General features: G+C 35.4%; 15 protein-coding genes and 2 rRNA genes (1 of these 17 only partly in view). 6 read left to right on the top strand and 11 right to left on the bottom strand.

Features of this window, described 5'->3' with window-relative positions:
- A 23S ribosomal RNA gene (locus MY04_RS17790) occupies positions 1–1,571 on the top strand (it extends 1,306 nt beyond the left edge of the window).
- A 68-nt stretch (positions 1,572–1,639) separates the two neighbouring features.
- Positions 1,640–1,751: ribosomal RNA gene (gene rrf / locus MY04_RS17795) — 5S ribosomal RNA — on the top strand.
- A gap of 74 nt (positions 1,752–1,825) precedes the next feature.
- Here the strand turns inward: rrf and MY04_RS17800 are convergent.
- Both MY04_RS17800 and MY04_RS17805 read right to left on the bottom strand, forming a co-directional pair.
- Positions 1,826–2,179: a hypothetical protein gene (locus MY04_RS17800; RefSeq protein WP_066211903.1), complete on the bottom strand. Its 354-nt coding sequence runs from the start codon at positions 2,177–2,179 to the stop codon at positions 1,826–1,828.
- 550 nt (positions 2,180–2,729) lie between these two features.
- Complete coding sequence (locus MY04_RS17805) at positions 2,730–3,728, bottom strand: hypothetical protein (protein ID WP_066211905.1); 999 nt, start codon at positions 3,726–3,728, stop codon at positions 2,730–2,732.
- 160 nt (positions 3,729–3,888) lie between these two features.
- Between MY04_RS17805 and MY04_RS17810 the strand changes: the two genes are divergently transcribed.
- Positions 3,889–4,461, top strand: coding sequence for a hypothetical protein (locus MY04_RS17810; protein ID WP_066211906.1), 573 nt, complete (start codon positions 3,889–3,891; stop codon positions 4,459–4,461).
- Between the two features lie 34 nt (positions 4,462–4,495).
- Here the strand turns inward: MY04_RS17810 and porT are convergent, their stop codons facing one another.
- Positions 4,496–5,308, bottom strand: coding sequence for a type IX secretion/gliding motility protein PorT/SprT (gene porT / locus MY04_RS17815; protein WP_084005954.1), 813 nt, complete (start codon positions 5,306–5,308; stop codon positions 4,496–4,498).
- The gene (gene ubiE / locus MY04_RS17820) at positions 5,257–5,982 is read right to left on the bottom strand and encodes a bifunctional demethylmenaquinone methyltransferase/2-methoxy-6-polyprenyl-1,4-benzoquinol methylase UbiE (RefSeq protein WP_066211910.1); all 726 of its coding nucleotides are present in this window, start codon (positions 5,980–5,982) and stop codon (positions 5,257–5,259) included. The genes porT and ubiE overlap by 52 nt, the downstream gene beginning before the upstream one ends.
- 187 nt (positions 5,983–6,169) lie before the next feature.
- On the opposite strand from ubiE, the gene MY04_RS17825 reads away from it, so the two are divergent.
- Both MY04_RS17825 and MY04_RS17830 read left to right on the top strand, forming a co-directional pair.
- Positions 6,170–8,524: an OmpA family protein gene (locus MY04_RS17825; protein ID WP_066211911.1), complete on the top strand. Its 2,355-nt coding sequence runs from the start codon at positions 6,170–6,172 to the stop codon at positions 8,522–8,524.
- A gap of 26 nt (positions 8,525–8,550) precedes the next feature.
- A complete protein-coding gene (locus MY04_RS17830; RefSeq protein WP_084005955.1) occupies positions 8,551–11,325 on the top strand; it encodes an OmpA family protein in 2,775 nt (924 codons plus the stop codon).
- A 51-nt stretch (positions 11,326–11,376) separates the two neighbouring features.
- Here MY04_RS17830 and MY04_RS17835 read toward each other — a convergent pair whose 3' ends face one another.
- The 4 genes from MY04_RS17835 to MY04_RS17850 are packed head-to-tail and all read right to left on the bottom strand — an operon-like array spanning position 11,377 to position 13,859.
- Positions 11,377–11,790: a BrxA/BrxB family bacilliredoxin gene (locus MY04_RS17835; protein WP_066211915.1), complete on the bottom strand. Its 414-nt coding sequence runs from the start codon at positions 11,788–11,790 to the stop codon at positions 11,377–11,379.
- A 32-nt stretch (positions 11,791–11,822) separates the two neighbouring features.
- Positions 11,823–12,173, bottom strand: coding sequence for an iron-sulfur cluster assembly protein (locus MY04_RS17840; RefSeq protein ID WP_084005956.1), 351 nt, complete (start codon positions 12,171–12,173; stop codon positions 11,823–11,825).
- A 9-nt stretch (positions 12,174–12,182) separates the two neighbouring features.
- Entirely contained in the window at positions 12,183–12,620 is a 438-nt protein-coding gene (locus tag MY04_RS17845; RefSeq protein WP_066211917.1) for a SufE family protein, read from the bottom strand.
- An 18-nt stretch (positions 12,621–12,638) separates the two neighbouring features.
- On the bottom strand, positions 12,639–13,859 hold the full coding sequence (locus MY04_RS17850) for an aminotransferase class V-fold PLP-dependent enzyme (protein ID WP_066211919.1): 1,221 nt from the start codon (positions 13,857–13,859) through the stop codon (positions 12,639–12,641).
- 286 nt (positions 13,860–14,145) lie between these two features.
- Between MY04_RS17850 and MY04_RS17855 the strand changes: the two genes are divergently transcribed.
- Complete coding sequence (locus MY04_RS17855) at positions 14,146–14,604, top strand: MerC domain-containing protein (protein ID WP_066211921.1); 459 nt, start codon at positions 14,146–14,148, stop codon at positions 14,602–14,604.
- Between the two features lie 103 nt (positions 14,605–14,707).
- On the opposite strand, the gene MY04_RS17860 is transcribed toward MY04_RS17855, so the two are convergent.
- The 3 genes from MY04_RS17860 to MY04_RS17870 are packed head-to-tail and all read right to left on the bottom strand — an operon-like array spanning position 14,708 to position 17,053.
- Positions 14,708–15,145 carry a hypothetical protein gene (locus tag MY04_RS17860; RefSeq protein WP_066211923.1) on the bottom strand — a complete coding sequence of 146 codons (438 nt, stop codon included), beginning with the start codon at positions 15,143–15,145 and terminating at the stop codon, positions 14,708–14,710.
- A gap of 2 nt (positions 15,146–15,147) precedes the next feature.
- The gene (locus tag MY04_RS17865) at positions 15,148–16,404 is read right to left on the bottom strand and encodes an ABC transporter permease (protein ID WP_066211925.1); all 1,257 of its coding nucleotides are present in this window, start codon (positions 16,402–16,404) and stop codon (positions 15,148–15,150) included.
- Positions 16,405–16,411: 7 nt separating this feature from the next.
- Positions 16,412–17,053, bottom strand: coding sequence for an ABC transporter ATP-binding protein (locus MY04_RS17870; RefSeq protein WP_066211927.1), 642 nt, complete (start codon positions 17,051–17,053; stop codon positions 16,412–16,414).
- Between the last annotated feature and the right edge of the window lie 438 nt (positions 17,054–17,491).

The raw sequence follows: 17,491 nt of genomic DNA on the forward strand, positions 1-17,491 counted from the left end.
CCCGCCGATAGACCAAGGTTTCCTGGGCGACGCTAATCGTCCCAGGGTTAGCCGGGACCTAAGGGGATTGCCGAATGGCATACTCGATGGATATCAGGTCAAAATTCCTGAGCATCCTATATCATCGACGGAGTGACGGAGTGATGAAGTATCTGCGTACTGACGGATTAGTACGTTGAATTGCGTACCTATAGGTTGTGTAGTTAAATGCGCACGACTTGGGGAAACAAGACAGTACAGAGCGGCCACGGCCAATCTGATAACGATATGAAACGCTTCCAAGAAAACCTTCTAAGATTATGTTATAGGATCCCGTACCCCAAACCGACACAGGTGGTCAGGGTGAGTAACCCGAGGCGCTCGAGTGATTCATGGCTAAGGAACTAGGCAAATTAGCCCCGTAACTTCGGGAGAAGGGGCGCCTACTTACTTTGTAAGAGGCCGCAGCGAAGAAGTCCAGGCGACTGTTTAACAAAAACACATGGCTATGCGAACTCGAAAGATTCAGTATATAGCCTGACACCTGCCCGGTGCTGGAAGGTTAAGAGGGGGAGTTAGTGGTAACACGAAGCTCTGAATTGAAGCCCCAGTAAACGGCGGCCGTAACTATAACGGTCCTAAGGTAGCGAAATTCCTTGTCGGGTAAGTTCCGACCTGCACGAATGGTGCAACGATCTGGACGCTGTCTCGGCCATGAGCTCGGTGAAATTGAAGTAGCGGTGAAGATGCCGCTTACCCGCAACGGGACGAAAAGACCCCATGAACCTTTACTGCAACTTAACGTTGGCCGTTGGCCAGGAGTGTGTAGGATAGGCGGGAGACTGTGAAGGAGCGTCGCCAGGCGTTTTGGAGTCATTGTTGAAATACCGCCCTCTCCTGTTCGACGGTCTAACGGGTTTTGAACCCGGACATTGTTTGGTGGGTAGTTTGACTGGGGTGGTCGCCTCCAAAAGAGTAACGGAGGCTTTCCAAGGTTCCCTCACGACGGTCGGCAATCGTCGGAAGAGCGCAATGGCATAAGGGAGCCTGACTGCGAGAGAGACATCTCGACCAGGCACGAAAGTGGGACATAGTGATCCGGTGGTACCGCATGGAAGGGCCATCGCTCAAAGGATAAAAGGTACTCTGGGGATAACAGGCTGATCTCCCCCAAGAGCTCATATCGACGGGGAGGTTTGGCACCTCGATGTCGGCTCGTCACGTCCTGGGGCTGGAGAAGGTCCCAAGGGTTGGGCTGTTCGCCCATTAAAGTGGCACGCGAGCTGGGTTCAGAACGTCGTGAGACAGTTCGGTCTCTATCTGTTGCGGGCGTTGGAAATTTGAGAGGCTCTGACTTTAGTACGAGAGGACCGAGTTGGACACACCTCTGGCGTACCGGTTGTTCCGCCAGGAGCATCGCCGGGTACCTATGTGTGGAGCGGATAAGCGCTGAAAGCATCTAAGCGCGAAACCCACCTCGAGATGAGATTTCCTTATGAGGGTTGTTATAGATGATGACGTTGATAGGCTTCAAGTGTAAGTTCAGAGATGGATTAAGCTGAGAAGTACTAATCGCCCAAAAGCTTTTCTTCGGTTGGTGTCCCCTTAGTGGGGCACCGACAAAGTTTTTACTGTTCACAGTCAATGATATTAAGACATTGATGGTGCCAATGACGTAGGTGTTCACCTCTTCCCATTCCGAACAGAGCAGTTAAGCCCTACAGTGCTGATGGTACTGGGTTAACCCCCGGGAGAGTAAGTCGGCGCCACATTCATTAAATATAGAAGGTTAGTTAACACGAGATGTTGGCTAACCTTTTTTTGTTTACAGTGAATTGAATAATTTTTATTCTTTTGGGTCAACATAATATTTAATAGCAGTTCCGATAAGTATTAATTCTAAAGATAGAAACATAAATAATACCTCAGTATCCGTTTGACTTATAAAATTATCATTCATATAATAGCCGATAAAAAGAATAATTGAGGGAAAGGCAACAGCTAAAAAAGCAAATATATATTTCTTGTTCTTGGCAAATAAAGAACTCAACATTACACAAAAAAATATAAAGCTTGTAGCCAGTAGAATCTCAGCAATAAAATATTCTTCCATAAAATAAGAATACGCTGCTCCTGTAAAAGAACAAAAAAAGATTATGACTATGTTAGAGATTGCTTCATGTTCAAATTCTTCGTTCATAATTATAAAATAATTTGCTTGTTTATTATAGTTTATTTCTAGACTGTATATCTAGTCTAGCTTACAGTAAATATAGAAATTTTCAAAAATATAGAAAATCATAAGGGTGTTGCTATCCAACGTATGAGTTTCTGCTAAAACTGATAGTACTAGAGAGGTCGACCTCCTTTATATAGAGACAGAGATGTAAATAGTATTTCTTCGAAAACAAACTAGAAATGTTAGATGCCATTGTTTTAGATGGAACTTCACTCTTCATTCGTATCCTCAACATTTCACGTTTTTCATTTTTAACTTTTCATTTTTAATTTAAAAAACGCTCTTCACTCTTAAAAAAAAGACCCGATAGAAAAATCAATTTCTATCGGGTCTTTTTTCCATGTAGCCAAACCTAGTTTTTAGTCTGATCTACAGCTTGCTTTGAAGCTAAAATTTCTTGTTTGATGTCGTTTTTAGCGTAAGTAGGACATGTCTTATATGTTCTGCACGAAGACAGCGCAAATAAACCTAGGCAAGAACAGAAAATTAAAAAGCGTTTCATATGATTAATTTATTGTACCATCAAATTACAACCTCTAATATCGGTATTATCAAAGCGACCTAAAACATAAAAATGATTAAAGTCTTTGCCTGGAGCACCGATGTCTTTTGTTTCAATAAAACAGCAAGATTCAATATTGCCTAAATCAACAATATTAATTCCTCCTCTTTTATTGGTAGTTAACGAAAAAGGATCATTAATTTCTCTAAAGTAGATTCTCATCCAAGGTGGAGTAATAAACTGTTCGTCACCTAAAGAGTATCCTTGAGAAAGCAATTCGGTCATACCGTATTCTGAGTGAATTTTGTCTGAATTGAATGCTTTTTTTAATTGATCGTGTACCTCACTTCTTGTCAATTCTTTTCTTCTGCCTTTCATTCCGCCAGTTTCCATGATAATCACATTAGAGTAATCAGCGGGATGTTTTTCAGCAAAATCAAGAAGAGCAAAGGTCACACCAAATAGGATCACTTTTTCACCACTATTTTGTAAATCCTGCAATTTGTGAGCCAATGTTTCTAAATTATCAAGATAAAAGTCTGAATCACTTGTAGAAAACTCCATAAAGTCAGAAACCATGCGAATTAAGGAGGCATCGTTACGTTCTAAATAGCTTGGTAAAAGGGCTAGAATATGGATTTTATCCAATGGACCATAGATTTTCTCGAAGTATGTGGTGGTAATTTTTTTATAGTGATTAAGGTCGGCTACATAGTGCTGACTCTTCACGCTTCCGGTTGTACCGCTACTTCTAAAAATTTGTTCTTCCGTTATATTTTCACAAATTACCTTTTGAGTCTTAAAAAACTCGATCGGCATAAATGGAATTTCAGTAATCTTATGTATATTATTAATAGAGATTCCTAAATGCTTTAAGTACTCAGCATAAATAGGATTTTGAACAGCTTGAAATCTAAAGGCAGCTAATGTAGCCTCTTCAAAATCTTTTTCACTTTTAATGGTGAATATTTTTTTCTTGAATTGTTCAATAAATTCTATGGATTGCATTCTGAGATACTTTAGATTTAATTATCTTGATACTTAAAAGTAAAGGAATTTACTAAAAGTGACGTAGATCCACCTAATAAATTAAGTTCATCTGTCTATGACTTCGCTAAAATATATAACACAACAAATAAAATATGTACCTTATCTGTTAATACTTCTCATGTTAAGTTCATGTTTTGGAGAACCTGAGTTTCCAAACGAACCTGAGATTGAATTTGCGTGGATAGAAAATAGGGCAGGTGGTGATGGAGATTCGGATTCTGGGAAACAAGATTCTATTTATGTAGGTCTAAATTTCAGAGATGGGGATGGCGATTTAGGATTAAGTTCTGATGAACAAGATCCAAAGTATGATGCAACTATTCCCGATCCTGATAATCCTGATACTACTATGGTAAATAAGTATCACAACAATTATTTTGTTGATATACTTTTAAAACGTCCTGATGAAACAGAATTTTCCATGATCACATTTGATGATGGAACTTCATACAATGGTCGTTTCCCATTGTTGAACAATTCAGGAAGAGATAGACCTTTAGAAGGTGAGTTGAGGTACTTAATACTACTACTTGTTGATGAAAGAATTCAAGATATATTTTCAGAAGGAGACTCTATAAAGTTTGAAATTCATATATGCGATAGAGCATTAAATGAAAGTAACTTTATTACTACGGAAGGTGTGGAAATAGGAACATCAAAAGGTAAAGACGAAGAAGCCCCTACTGATTAACAGTAGAGGCTTTTTATATAATCTTTTTTTGATATTAACCTTCAAAGTTGATCACAAACGATATTTTGTGTGTTCTAATGGCATCGACCGTATGCATAATCAAAGAGTTCTCTGGTTGAGCTGCAACGTTCATTAAACCATGTGAGATTCTAATCTCTGGAGATAAGCAGAACATACTATTGTAAATATGGAATCCAAAACCCCAAGTCAAAGACATATTAAACTCGTTTAAAGTAATAAAATACTCTTTTCTTGATGATTCATGTTTTGTAGCTACCATATATGAAGGTGTAATACCTCCTAATAAATACATTCTATGATTCTTTCTTCTATCTGATTGATATTTCAACAACAATGGAATCTCCAAATTGGTATTCGATTGAAGCTGATCAACATCTCTACTATCTAGTGTTCCTCCGTCTAATAAATCAATAGAAAATCTTCTAGAAAAAAACGAAACGTTAGGAGAGGTCCTAAAGTGCCAGTGATTATCTTGAGATAATTTGATGTTCATGATGAAGCCAAGTAAAAAACTGGCAGTCGTCTGAGGAGTTATGTAAGTAAGATATTGGTTAGTAGTTCCATCTTCATTCGGTATGATTATGTAAGGATCGCTCGATGGATCCATTCCTACCGGAGAGGAAATATACCCTATCTGAAAACCATAATGAAAAGTTCGGTTGTCGAAATTCATTAGGTTGTAAACGGTACTACTCGTCTGTTTTTTCTTCTTTAATTGAGCAAATGATGTATTTGAACAAAATGTGATCAATAAAATAGAGAAAAATAAAAAATTTATTTTGTTCCTGTATATATAGAACTTATCCCAAAAGTGAGTGTTGTACATGTGGCCGATTTGTAACCTAGTTTACTTAGAATATCAGTAAAAGCTTTTCCGTAAGGGAATTGTTCTACAGATTCAGGTAAGTAAGTATAGGCTGAGTTATCTTTAGAAACTAATTTTCCTATCAAAGGTAATACTCGCATAGAATAGAATCTATATAAATGTTTGAATAGGAAATTTGTAGGTTGTGAGAATTCAAGTACAACTAATGTGCCATTAGGTTTTAATACTCTCTTGATTTCTGCCAATCCTTTCTCCAAATTTTCAAAGTTACGAACACCAAAAGCAACTGTTACAGCTTCAAAAGAATTATCTTCAAAAGGTAAGTTTTCTGAATCTCCAATTTGAAGGTCAATAACATCTGATAAACCTTTTTTAGCAATCTTTTCACGACCAACTTCTACCATACCTGAAGAAATATCAGCTCCAGTAATTTTTTCTGGTTTAAGTGTTGCCCATGCTTGCAATGCTAGGTCACCTGTTCCTGTTGCTACATCCAAAATGGTTTTTGGTTGTTGTTTCTTTAATTTATTGATAGCTACTTTTCTCCAATAAATATCTATTCCACCACTAAGAACACGGTTAAGTAAATCGTACTTTGCCGATATGTTATTAAACATATTTGCCACCTGTTCTTTTTTGCCGTCTCCGCTATCTTTATAAGGTAATACCGTCATGTTTTTATCTAATTGATGTTTTCAGTAAATTGTACTGAATTGATCTCGGAAAATTCTGAGATTATATTTTTTGCAAAATTACAATTTTCAAAGTTTAGACCAATGCTTTTTGCATTTTAACTTATAATTGTATGATATTGTTTGCATTATCTAACTAAGAATATATTACAAAGCGACATTTTTTAACATGAAACTTCATTTACACCCACTTTTTACTGTCTGTATCATACTATTTTCTATCAATTTATCTTTTGGACAAAAAGTAAAACATACTTCTGAGTTTAAAAAGGCTATTCGATACGCCAAAGAGTACATGAAATACGAAGAATTTCATCATGCAGAAGAAGTTCTTAAACATGTAGCTGATGAAGGGGCTTCTGATACTGAATGGAATTATCTTATGGGATATGTCTATATACATTCTCAGACTTTAAATAAAAGTCATGCACTCGCCTATTTCGAAAAAGTAAATGATGAAGTGACTTACCCTGAGTTGAAACGTTTAAAAGCAGTTTCTTTACAATACAATCATCGTTTTAAAGAAGCATATGATTTATATGATCATTACTTATCGACCACAAAAACCGATAAAAAACTAACCAAAGAACTGGAGCTTTTAAAGAAACAATGTTTAAAGAGTATGGAATTAATGGATGATTCTTTAGAAATGATCATCGTTAATTTGGGACCTAATATTAACTCCGAATATCAAGATTTCGCCCCCGTGCTTTCAGCAGATGAAAAAACATTAATCTTTACTTCAAGAAGACCAGATAGTAAAGGGGGAGATATCGACCCGATCGATGGTTTATATTATGAAGATGTCTATATCGCTCACCATGATGAAGAGGGTGTTTGGCAAAAAGCAAAAAATATTGGAACAACAGTAAATACAAAAGGTCATGATGCCGCTGTAGGTATTTCCCCTTCAGGTAATTCTTTGTTTTTGTATAGAAACACAGGAAGTCATTCAGGCGATTTATATTTAAGTCAGTGGAACGGAAAGGATTGGTCAAGACCACTAGAGTTATCAAAAGATATTAATTCGGATAATTGGGAAACACATGCCTCTCTAACTGCCGATGGTAAATCGCTTTATTTTACTAGTAACCGATCTCAAAAAGATGCCCACGGCGGTAAAGATATTTATGTTATCCATAAGGAAGAGGATGGTAGTTGGGGAAAGGCTGAAAATTTAGGCCCAGTGATTAATACAGAGTATGACGAGGAATCTCCGTTTATTCACCCAAGTGGAAAAGTATTGTACTTTAGTTCTAAAGGACACAATGGTATGGGAGGTTACGACATTTATTCTTCGGAATGGAATGAAAGTACTAAGGCCTGGTCTACCCCCAAAAATATTGGCTACCCTATAAACACAGCAGGAGACGATGTTTTTTATTCAATTTCTTCTGATGGACAAAGAGGCTACTTCTCTTCTATTAGAGAAGATAGTTATGGTGGACAAGATATTTATATGGCTATTGTTCCATCGGAAACAGTACAGTCAATTGCCTTGGTAGGTGAAGTACGTGATGCAACATCAAATAATTTGGTGGAAGCAGGATTGTCGGTAGTAGAAAATGATGTGAAAGAAGAGATCATTACGGCTAGTGCTGAAGGAGGTAAATATTTATTCTATTTAGAGCCTGATCATAATTATGGATTTAGGGTGCTACAAAGTGGTTATTTATTTCATTCAAAGAATATCAATATCAAAGAAATCGATCAGTATCTAGAAATTAATGATATTGTAAAGTTGAAAAGAATCGCCCCTCAAGAAAGAGAAGAGTTAAATAACATATTCTTTGATGATCAATTGAATATTACAGAACAATCGGAGGCAGAATTGAATGATTTAGCCAACTTCATTAAAAATGTAGAGGAATATAAAATAGGTATTCACGTGCATGAAGCATTATCTGATAAAGACTCTGCAAGTGTGATGGAATATACTCAAGATAAAGCGGACAAAATTGCTAAAGAATTAATAAGTAGAGGGGTAGATGTAGATAAATTAGAAGTAGAAGGGTTCGGTTGGCAACATCCAATTGCCTCTAATAATTCTAAATTAGGTAGACTAAAGAATCAGAGGATTGAATATGTGATTCTTCCAAAAGATATAGAAGAAGTAGCTTTTGTAGAAGTGGTGGTAGAAGATACAATTCCAGTATTAGAGCCTACTTTAGGTGAAGTTTTGGATGTTATCGGAACAATCAATTTTGCTTTTAATAGTAATGTAATTACATCAGAAAGTTTCCGTGTAATCGAACAAGTTTTTGATGTAATGGATAGATATCCGGATCTATTATTAGAGGTTGGTGGACATACAGATAATAAAGGTACAGCCGCATTTAATACTATTTTGGGAGAAAAAAGATCTAAAGCTGTGGTTCAGCAATTGATCATAATGGGGATAGAAAAAAGTAGGTTAACACATAAATCTTATGGATTTAAACAGCCGATTGCTGACAATAACACGGAAGAAGGTAGAAAAAAGAATCGTAGAATTTCATTTACTCCTCTAGAATTTCGAAATTAGTAGTTTAATAATCAGATACTCTCAAAATGATCTACTCCCAAAATAAACTGTTACTATTACTACTTTTTATAATAACTTCATTGCATAGTATTGGGCAGACAGTTAGCTCAAAAGACAAAAAAGCGCTCAAAGAAGCAGAAAGATATTTAAAAATTGAAGAATATCATTTTGTGGAAGATGAAATGCTTGTTGCTACTAAGACAAGTCAGAATAACGCTTTAATGTGGTATTATTTAGGTATAGCAACTTTTCATTCACCTACTAAAAATAAGGTTGACGCTCTTCCTTATTTCCAAAAAGCGAATATTCTACAACCCGATATACGTCAAATCGATTATTGGTTGGGAAGAACTTACCATTTAGTTATGGAGTTCGATTCTGCCATAATCAAATTTGAGAAGGCAAAAGCTATTCTTCAATCAGAAACCGAAGAAACTTTAAAAGAGAAGAAAAAGTTAGCCGGTTACACTGTTTTTACAGAAGAGGAATTGGATAGATATATTGATCAATGTAAAAGGGGACCTGCATTTTTTGCTAAAGCAGATAATAAATTGATGCTTAATCTCTCTTTAGCCAATACATATCTTCCAGATTTAGCACCAATTATTACAGTGGATGGTTCCCGTTTATACTTTACGTCACACCGTCAGGATATCTCAAGTCATCATGAATTAGACCCTCACGACCAACTTCCATATCAAGATGTATTTTACATGGATAGAAGAGAAGATGGATTTTGGCATTCACCGAAAGAATTTAGTGAGATCAATACAGATGAACACGATGCAGCAATTGCTTTGTCTTCCGATGGAAATCAACTTTTCTTGTACCGTAGTTACGGAAAAAGTACAAACAATCCAGGAAACATCTACGAAGTGAATTATAGGGATGGAAAATGGTCTGAACCAACATCAGTTTCTGCACCGATTAATTCTACTGCTCATGAAACACACATGAGTATGTCTGCCGATGGTAAAGCAATTATTTTCGTAAGTGATAGAGAAGATCCTGAAGCACAAGGAGGAAAAGACTTATACATCATTAGAAAGCTACCTAACGGTGAGTGGGCTGAAGCACAAAACCTAGGAGGAGTAATTAACTCTGACTTAGACGAGGAATCGCCTTATATACATCCGAATGGTAAGACTTTATACTTTAGTTCACAAGGGCATCACAGTATTGGTGGTTTTGATGTATTTAAAATCGATATCGATTTAATGACTGGTGAACTAGGTACATTAGAACAGTTAAATTATCCAGTAAACTCACCAAGCGATGATATTTTCTATGTAATGTCTGCTGATGGTGAAGAATCATATTTTTCTTCAGTAAGAGAAGAAGGAATGGGTGGATTCGATATTTATTGTGTGAAAAACAACGAAGCCAATATTCAAAAAGTAGTTTTCTTTAAGTTTGCAGCTACCACAGAAGACGAGAAAAATGCAGCAATTAATTTAAAATTGATCAACATTAAAACTCAGGAAATAGAAAGAGAACTTGATTTTATTAATATCAATACACCTGTAGAATTTATGCATCGTTGTTATGGAAACTATGGAGTTATCTTAACTGCTGATAATTATCTATTGAAGTCTGAAAGAATTGATTTTAGTAAATATAATTCAGGAACTGTAAACTATACGAAAACATATACCTTACAACCTTTTGCTGAAAATAGATCAGAGGATCTGAACAATATCTATTTCAAAGAAAATGAATTGGATATGGCAGCCTCGGCAATAGAACTTAAATTATTAAAAGAGTTTATTGAAAAGCACCCTGATCAGAGTATAGAGGTGGTAGGACATAGTAATTACAATGATGATAAAAGTGACCTTGTTTTAGAATTTGAATCTAAAACTAGATCTATGGAGTCTTTAGAAGGTATGCATACTGTTGGATATACAGATGATGCCCTAGTGGATCAAAATATTGGTTACGGTACTAGATTTCCTCTTTATTTAGCAGATGATGAAGAGTCTTGGAAAAATGAACGTATGGAGTACATCATTCGTCCCAAGGGATATCAAAAAACATTGTCAAGAGCAGCCAATTGTCAGCATTACGATGCAGACTTAAGCTATAATGAACTGTTGGTCGAAGAAAGTAATGATGATGTGATTGATATCAATAAAGACCTTTTAAATAACTTACTTGCAGAACTTAAAAACTGTGCAGTTTTAGAATTAGTAATTACTGCAGATGAATCGAAAAAAGGATTAGCTGATATTAATGCAATTATTGATTATATGGTTGATCACGGTGTAGAAAGAGAACAACTGTCTTCTAAATTTGTAAAAGGGGCGAAGACAGGAGTGAACTTGAGATACATTGAAAATACAGGTGGTTCTGAGGATGGTTATGTAAATTATGATCCTGAACACGATCATGAGGAAATTCATCAAGAAATTGTTGGAGAAAACACAAGTAATGAGGACTTGGAATTTGAGAAACGAGTAGAAGATATGACTATTCAGTTTCCATTTGATTCAAAGGAATTCTCCACAACACATCATAAAATCTTATCCGAAATCAAAGAGTATTTAACGAAAAATCCGAAAAAATCTTTAAAGATTACAGGACATACAGATAGTAGTGGTCCAGCGGTTTATAATACTTATTTAGGTATGGAGAGAGCAAAATCAGTAGGATTTTTCTTTAAAGATATCGAAAACCCTAATCGTATTATTGTAGATAGTAAAGGTGAGGATGAACCACTTGTTAGTAATGCTACAAAAGAGGGAAGACGACAAAACAGAAGAATACATTTTAAGTTTGCCTACGTAGGAAACTCTAAATAAAAAAAATGCTGATCGAATTAACGATCAGCATTTTTTTTGTTTTCATTCTGACTAGCAGAATTCTTTATAAACAGCCGTAAGGTGTTCAGCGATCATTTCAGCAGAACGGCCTTCGATGTGGTGTCTTTCGATAAAGTGAACTAACTCACCATCTTTGAACATCGCAATACTGGGCGACGATGGAGGATAAGGTAACATTAACTCTCTAGCTTTAGCTACTGCCTCAGCATCAACACCAGCAAATACTGTTGCCAATTGAGTTGGTTTTACCTCTGATTGTTGAAGCGATTGTAAAACGCCTGGTCTACAAGTACCTGCAGCACAACCACAAACTGAGTTGATTACCAATAAAGTAGTACCTGCTTTCGCAATAGTTTCTTCTACTTCAGTAGCAGATGTTAGATCTGCAAAACCATTATCAGTCAACTCCAATTTCATAGGAGTAGTCAAATGTTCTGGATACATAATTTCCGTTATTGTTTATACGTTTGTATTCTCTATAAAAAGCCGAGTTCCAACTTTGCTTCTTCAGACATCATGTCTGTAGTGTAAGGAGGCTCGAAAGTAAGTTCAATTTCTACATCACTCACTCCTTCAACAGCTTTTGCCACTTGCTCAATTTCACCAGGGATTTGTTCCGCAGAAGGGCAAGATGGTGTAGTAAGTGTCATTAAAATATGCACTTTGTTTAGAGGAGGAATAATATTGATATCATAGATTAATCCCAATTCGAAAACATCTACAGGGATTTCAGGATCATACACTGTTTTGATCGCTGCAATGATATTATCTTTTAATTCATCTGTATTGCTCATAGTATTTACAGATTCGTTTTTATTTTCTGACATGATTGAATATTAGTTTTTCGCACTGTAAGCCAATGCATAAAACTTCATTTGTTTGATCATTGAGGCAAAGCCATTAGAACGTTGAGAGCCAATTACTCCATTCATACCAATTTTTTCAAAGAAGAATAAATCAGCATTCATAATTTCTTGAGGAGTTCTACCATTAAGCACTCTAATTAGTAAACTGATTAACCCTTTTGTGATATCAGTATTACTATCTGCATTGAAAATAACATGACCATCTACAAAATCGGTAGTTAGCCACACTTTCGATTGACACCCTTTGATTAAGTTTTCGTCAACCATGTGTGTTTCATCAATTGCAGGAAGTTCTTGTCCTAATTCCATGATATAAAAGATAGTAGACTCTCTATCTCCATCTAACAAATCGAAATCATCGATGATGTCGTTTTGTACTTCTTCTATGCTTTTTGTTGCCACTGACATATTTATATCTAATTCTATTTATCCAAACATTTTTACAATCCTTTTTAGTGCTTCGATAAAGTTATCGATCTCTTCAAAGGTATTATACACAGAGAATGATGCTCTTACTGTTCCTTCCAAGCCATAACGTGCCATTAAAGGTTGTGTACAGTGATGACCAGTTCTTACTGCAATGCCTCTAGCATCCAACATCATCCCAATATCATAATTGTGGATATTCTCTATAATAAATGATAGAACGCTTACTTTGTTTGATGAGGTACCAATTATTTTTGCCGTAGGTACTTCTTCAATCAATTTTTTTGTAGCGTAATCCAACAATTCTTTTTCTCTTGCAGCAATGTTTTCCTTCCCGTATCTATTGATAAATTCAATAGCTTCAGCATAAGCTACTGTATCAGCAATATTTGGGGTACCTGCCTCAAATTTATAAGGTAAAGTATTAAATGTAGTACCATCAAAAGATACTTCTTTAATCATTTCTCCACCGCCCATAAAAGGAGGCATATCATTTAAAATATCTTCCTTACCATACAAAAAGCCCATACCTGTTGGTCCAAACATTTTATGCGCTGAGGTAACGAAGAAATCACAATTTAGAGCTTGTACGTCAATCGGTAAGTGAGCTGCAGATTGTGCACCATCGATTAAAACTACGGCACCAATTTCGTGTGCTTTCTCGATAATACGTTCTACAGGGTTTACTGTACCCAAAGCATTTGATGCATGAACGATAGAAACGATTTTCACTTTGTCTGAAAGCATTTTTTCAAATTCCTCGAAGATAATTTCACCTTCATCAGAAATTGGAATGTTTCTAACAGTTGCCCCTTTTTCTTGGGCCACAATCTGCCAAGGAACAATATTGGAGTGGTGTTCCATAGTAGAAACAATCACTTCATCGCCTGCTTGTAAATTAGCTCTACCGTAAGTATTTGCTACAAGATTGATTCCTTCTGTAGTTCCTTTTGTGAAAATGATTTGCTCTGTTTTTGGCGCATTGACAAACTCTTTAAGCAATTCACGAGTATGCTCAAAAGCTTGAGTTGCTTTGTCTGCAAGTGCGTGTGCCCCTCTATGAACATTAGAGTTGTATCCTTTATAATATCCTGAAAGCGCATCAATGACCGATTGGGGTTTTTGATTTGTCGCACCATTATCAAAATAAGTAAGAGGATGACCGTTTACCTCTGTGGCCAATATTGGGAATTCGCTTCGAAGTTGTTCAATGTCAATCATTATCAAAAAAAAGTTATTTAGAATAAATCTATATACATATTAACTGCAAATTTGAACAAAAGTTCTACTTATTCAAAGTTCTTGACGATTTGATCATTAAATATTTGATTTTTTACATGAAAATATGATAAATCATTAATGTTTAAACGAATGTTGGAGATTTTATGGAATATATTTTCGCAAATAAATATTGATATATGCTGAATTAGGATAATTTTTGTAAATGCAACTACATCTTTGTTGCAACAAGTTTGCAAAAAAAAGAATCGAGATATAATTTTGTATCATGATCAATTCCTTACGATTAAGACTAGAAAGATATGCCGATCAAATTGGCTTTACTGGATCCTTGTTTTGTTTAATACATTGTATTCTTACTTCAGGAGTAATTATTTTTACTTCTGCTTTATCTCATGCACATGAGGGACATGATCATGCACACTCGCATACCATGGATTTTTTTGGAGTTCTAGATATCTCAATGGTTTTAATAGGAGGTATTGCGGTTTATTTTGCTTCCAGAAAATCTTGTATCCGTTGGATGAAAGTAGGAATGTGGATGTCATATTTAGTGTATGCTACTACCATGTTAGTAAAATATGCAGGTTTTGAACCTATGTGGTTAGCAGTCATCTCTTACTCCGCATCATTTTCATTGATCGCACTTCATTTTATGAATATGAAAAAAACACATGGAAAGGATCATTCATGTGATTCTGAATTGTGTGTGGTAAAATCAAATTAAGAGAATAAGGCATTTATAGTCGTTACGATAATTAAAAAAGAGTTAGCTCAATTACACTGAACTAACTCTTTTTTATATCCATTCGATAAATGAATATCAAATACTATTCGACTTTGATGAGTTCTGTATTTTTAAGTTTATAGATTAAACTATAAAAATCATCTCTGTTTAATTTTAACTGTCCTCTCACCGTCACTTTTTTATTTACCTGACTTTGCACTTTGGGAATATCCAATTCCATCACTGTTTCAGGGCCTGCATTTCCACAAAAGAAACAACTAGCGAAAGGCATAAAAGAGATGATACTTGTCCCATCTTCACTATCCACCGGTAAAATATAACCCGATAAAGTGATAAAAGACCCGTCAAGCATTTCTACTTCAGGGCCGAAAATAGGTTCTGAAACCTCAAAGCCTAAGGTTTCGTCCATGTAGGTTTTCATTTCTACATGACTTAAAGTCTTCCAAGGATTGTTATCATCTTGTGCATATGAAGTAGTCAAGAATGAAAAAAGTAGTAAGACGGAAGTGATATATTTCATGTTTATTCTGATAAAGCTTTTGATATGTTAGTACGTGCTGCTTGAAGTGCAGGGAGTATAGAAGCTAAAAATCCAATACCGATTGTACTTGCAAATAAAACAATTTCTCCCGAGTTAAATGATGTACCTCCAATATTTAATGCTAATAAAGTATCATTTTGAGTGGCCGCAATATAAATACTTCCATGACTTAGTAACATACCAAGAGCGAAACCAATAAAAGAACATAATAACCCTTCAATTAATAAAAGGCTAAATATGTAACCTTGAGAAGTACCTAAAGATCTGAGATAAGCTAACTCGTATTTTCTCTCTTTTAATGAGTTATAAAGGGAGATGAAAATACTCAAGCCAGAAACAATCATAATAGCAACAGCCAATGCTTTTAATGCTTTGATCGCATCACCTAATAAAGACAATAATCTTGATGTTTCATAAGCAGGAGAAGCGGCTTGCATAGAGGTTTGTTCGTTTACCATTCTAGGTAAAGTGATTGCCCCCATTGGGTTTCTAAACTTAATCAGAAGGTTTGTGATTTCTCTATCTTCCTCATGATCATGGTCGTGATCATGATCATCATGATGATGTTCCTCTTTTTTACTAGATAAATTCCCATAATTGGCTCCACTTGGTTTTTCGTGTTTATGCACATCCCAAATAGAAGACAAACTCGTTAATAACAATTGATCGATCACTGTTCCGGTAGGTTTTAAAATCCCGACTACTTCAAAATGTTCATGATCGTGTTCGTGTCCACCTTCTCCAATGCCATGGGCTGAATGAAAATCATCTCCAAGTTTTAAACCTAGTTTTTTAGCCACAGCAGATCCAACAGTTACTTCTAATGATTTGTTTTCATCAAACATTTTTCCTGAAGCGATTTCTGCTTTATATAATTCAGGGTATTCATGAGTAGTACCTACAATTCGATAGCCTTTATAAGAATCACCTAAAGATTGAGGGATAGCTTTTGAAACCAAAGGATGTTTTTTTAAACGTTTGGTTTCAGATAAAGGGATATTTCCGGTAGGAGTATCTACTTGATAAATGGCACAGAGAATAAGTTGTAAAGGACTTCCTTTCGCACCGACAACCATACCAATACCTGCTTGATTTTTCTTTAGTGTTTTCTCAAAATAATCTTGAGAGAGTAATAAAGCAGAAATAATACTTACCCCAAAGGCAAAAAGGATAAGATTTAATGATGTATTTAAAGGCTTATGCCATAAATTTTTCCAGGCAAACTTAAAGATATTCATAATTGGCTTAGTGAAGTTTAGATAAGGTAAGTGTTCTTTCGGCAAAGGCTTCTTTTAATCGACTGTCGTGAGTGACAATCGCTAAAGCTGAATTTTCTTCAGAAGCCATTTCTCTTAATAATTGAATTACCTCATTGGCATGTTCATCGTCTAAACTCGCAGTGGGTTCATCGGCCAATAATAATGCAGGCTTATTGATGAGTGCCATAGCGACACTCAAACGTTGTTTTTCCCCCTCACTCATATTACTTGGACTATTATCAATATGTTGGGCAATACCCAATCTTTCCAATAACTGTTTGATTCTACCACTATCTACTTTTTTGCCTCCAGCTTTCTGAGCAAAAGCTAAATTTTCTTTTACTGTTAATGCTCTAGCAAAATGCGGCTTCTGGAAAATCACACCAATATTTTTCCCACGGAATTGATCTACTTTACTTCCTGTAAGTTGAGTAATATCCGTGTCGTTGATAATCACTTTACCTGACGTTGCAGGAAGCAAACCTCCCAATACATGCAGTAAAGTGGTTTTTCCACATCCGGATGCACCAAGAATCAAAATTTCTTCTCCAGATTTAATTTCAAAATCTGGAAAACTGATTTCAACACCCTTAGGGTATTTATATATAAGTTGATGTATTTGAATCATTTATTCGATTAGCTTAGATCGTTCAATTAGTGTGATCACTTTTGAGACTTGTGAGATATTTGGCTAAAAATACTATAAACTTTGAAGAATAGATAGTGATAACTTTCGTGGAAATCTTAAACAAATCAAAATAACAGAGAGTTTTTGATAGCTAAATAGTTAATCAAATATTAATCGTTGAAAGATTGATTGGTTTTGTTTGAAAATTTTCAATAAAAAGCAATATTTGTTAATAAAATACTTGTGATTATTGTTTTTTTGTTGATGTCATCGAAAAAATCAATAATTCGTTGGGAATTAACTTTCTACTCACTACTTTTATCGCATAATGAAAAATGCAATCAAAAATATCGTTTTATCGTGGTGGTGGCGCTCAGTTAATTCCAATTGAGTGAACAGTCGCGTATAGCTATATTTTTCAAGATATATATTATAAAA

The organism is Flammeovirga sp. MY04, from assembly GCF_001682195.2.
GTDB lineage: Bacteria > Bacteroidota > Bacteroidia > Cytophagales > Flammeovirgaceae > Flammeovirga > Flammeovirga yaeyamensis.